Raw genomic sequence first — 2,961 nt, forward strand, 5'->3', positions numbered from 1 at the left:
GGGTCCGGTACTGTTAACCCTCGGGAAACGCTAAGGGGTTTCGGGCTCTGCGCCGGCGCTGCGAACGGTTTCGCGGCCGGGGCCTTAGCCCCGGGCCGCCGAACCGTTGCGCAGGCTGAGCCGATGGTGCGGGATTTCACTTCTCTGTGCGGTGTCGCGGCCACAGCCGCCACCGCTGGGGACGGCCGGACGGCAAGGTCGCCACGCGATCATCGTGGTTCACGGTGAACAGCTGAATCACGATCACGCCCAAGGCGATCATCCCGAGGAGCACACTCACCGTCGCGAAGGTGTCCATGCCTCTCACACTCCGTCTGCCGGGCTCGGCACGTGGTCGATGACAACTCCGGCAGGCATACGCGAGGCCGGCCGGCGGGAGTCGTGTCCGCCCTCGGAGTCCCAGGCCGCTTCCCAGAACGAGTCCGAGTCGGCCGCCGCCTCTGCCGCGGTCCGGAAGCGTTCGGCCTCGTCGATCAGGCCGGTCGCCGTGAGGCTTTGCGCCGGGTCGGTGGCCGTGGTCATCAGTCGGGTCGCAGTGGCCGGCTCTGTCTCCGGTGGAATCACCAGCAGGTCCCAGCGGCCCACGGTGTAGGAGAGCAGCAGTAGCTTGTGCCGGTCTTGCTCGGCCTCGAACCAGCCGACGTGCACGACGTGCCCGTGGACGGCCACCTTTCGCGGGATGACCGGCCAGAACGTGGGGTTCACCGTTACTCGGGTGATCCGCCCCCACAGCGGGTCGAGGGCCTCGATGAGCGCCGGAAGCTCCGCTTTCAGGTCGCGGGAGCGGGGCCACCAGGCACCGTCGATCAGGGCCGGGGCGGTGTCGGCGGGTGCCAGGACGATTCGGGGCGGCAACGAAGAAAGGGGCCGGTCCTCGACCGCGGGCGTCAACAGAATGGTCCTGGTCATGATGCGGACCCAACCCCGGGCCGGTCACGGCCGGCCCGGTTGTCTTGAATCGCCGAGAACGACCCGGCGTGGAAGCCGGTGTACGAAATGCTCTCGGTAATCACCAGGATACTCCTCGCCGACGCCCGGCGGACCGATGCGGACCGATGAACTGAACGGAACACCAGGCCCAGGTCGTCCGCCACCGCAGTCCGTGGAGGAGGGGCCGAGGGGGGCGTCAGGAGAACCCCACGGCGGCGAGGGCCAGGTCGGCCACAAGGAGCACGACGCCGATGATCAGCAGGAAGACCACACGAGTGGACCGCCTGCCCCTGGGCTGGGCGCAGCTCGCCGGCGGCGCAAGTCGTTGTTCGCCACCGGTCCCTGACGAAGACCAGATGCCGGTGGGTGGGCAGGCCGGAGCGGACAGCGGCCATGGCCGGTCGGTTGATCGGTGGTGGTCTGCACGTAGACAGCTTCGAGCAGCCGAGATTGTGGCCCTCCAGGTCGAAGACATCGCGGTTGCACAACTCACGGATGTCAGCTGCCTGGATCAGGCTCACACCCTGCTGAGCGGAGCGCCTCGTGCCGAGGCTTTCCGCGGAATCCCGTAATGCAGCTTGTGGACAAGGAGCCGCCGCCCTTCCCGCAGGCTGCGGACGACCCCTTCTCGGATCCCAAGATCGCGGAAAAGCACCGATCCGGTGACGCGTAGAAGTCGGTTGCCTCCCTATGCCTCACGCAAAAGCCTTTAATTATCTTCTCGCGATACGTATTTCGCTCCGCGAGTGATGCAATGACTACTCTTCAGGAGAGAACTGCGGGACTGCTTATTCACTCAACATACCGGTGAGATGTCGGTGCCGGGTCGGTGTTGACCCAGGGGCTGCAGCTGCATTGATACGCCGCCAGCACTGACCTGGGCAGTAACACCACTGTGTCACTCGTCCCGACTAAGCAGACTCGACCATCTAGCCCATTAATCACTCCATGAATCGTAACGCGGCACATGCTCCTGAGTAATATGCCAGCGACAGAAACAGGTGATTCTGCGTGACTGCGAATCGCCAAACACGTCACCATCCCCTCACAGGAGTTGGCCCTTCGATGACGCTCAATATCCCTGTCGCGCCTCTACGGCGCACTTTGTCGGTATGGACCGCGGCGGTACTTGCCGTGGTGACCTCCGCTGTTGTAATCGCCGTGACGCCGACACAGGCAAGTGCCCTCGCCACGTTTGTGGATCTGGGCAGGGCAGACAGCTTCGCGGTACTGGCCGGTTCGGCAACCACCAACACCGGCCCCTCGGTAATCACCGGAGATGTCGGAGTGTCTCCGGGAACCTCCATCAGCGGATACGGTCCGCCCGCCGTGGTGAACGGGACCCAGCACTCCGCGGACACTGAGGCTCAGGATGCCCAGACCGACCTGATCGCGGCGTACGACGACGCTGCCGGGCAGGCCTCCGACGGGGCGCTCCCCCCGGATGCCGGTGGCCTGACGCTGGTTCCGGGCGTCTACACCGCTTCCTCCACTCTCGGGCTCACGGGCACCCTCACCCTGGATGCCCAGGGGGACCCCAACGCCGTCTGGGTGTTCCAGGTCGGTTCGGGTCTGACGACGGAGTCCGGCAGTCGCGTATCCCTCATCAACGGCGCCTCGCCGTGCAATGTGTTCTGGAAGGTCGGCAGTTCGGCCACTCTCGGCACCGGCACCGCCTTCGTGGGCAACATCCTGGCCTTGACCTCGATCAGTGTCACCACGAACGCGACCATCGAGGGGCGGGCGCTGGCCCGTAACGGTGCCGTGACGCTGGACACCAACACCATCACCCGGCCGGACTGCGCGGCTGGCACTACCGGTGGAACCACGGGTGCCACCACGACCGGGACCACCGGGACCACCGGCACCACGACCACCGGGACCACCGGCACCACGACCACCGGCACCACCGGCACCACGACCACCGGCACCACGACCACCGGCACCACCGGCACCACCGGCACCACCGGCACCACCACCGGCGGGACCACCGGGACCACCGGCACCACGACCACCGGGACCACCGCCACC

Annotated in this window: 3 protein-coding genes; 1 reads left to right on the top strand and 2 read right to left on the bottom strand. The window is 66.4% G+C overall.

Going from position 1 to position 2,961, the window contains the following annotated elements:
* Positions 1 to 136: 136 nt before the first annotated feature.
* Entirely contained in the window at positions 137 to 298 is a 162-nt protein-coding gene (locus ACFW2E_RS44465) for a hypothetical protein (RefSeq protein ID WP_384477170.1), read from the bottom strand.
* Positions 299 to 303: 5 nt separating this feature from the next.
* Complete coding sequence (locus ACFW2E_RS44470) at positions 304 to 909, bottom strand: DUF5994 family protein (RefSeq protein WP_384477173.1); 606 nt, start codon at positions 907 to 909, stop codon at positions 304 to 306.
* A 1,308-nt stretch (positions 910 to 2,217) separates the two neighbouring features.
* On the opposite strand from ACFW2E_RS44470, the gene ACFW2E_RS44475 reads away from it, so the two are divergent.
* Positions 2,218 to 2,961 (top strand): ice-binding family protein (locus ACFW2E_RS44475; protein ID WP_384477176.1); only part of this gene is annotated, 744 nt, incomplete at its 3' end.

This window comes from Streptomyces sp. NPDC058964, from assembly GCF_042741275.1.
Lineage (GTDB): Bacteria > Actinomycetota > Actinomycetes > Streptomycetales > Streptomycetaceae > Streptomyces.

What these genes read in the sequence shown, in the direction of transcription:
- ACFW2E_RS44465 (WP_384477170.1), bottom strand. Translation starts at nt 298, where the DNA reads ATGGACACCTTCGCGACGGTGAGTGTGCTCCTCGGGATGATCGCCTTG.
- ACFW2E_RS44470 (WP_384477173.1), bottom strand. Translation starts at nt 909, where the DNA reads ATGACCAGGACCATTCTGTTGACGCCCGCGGTCGAGGACCGGCCCCTT.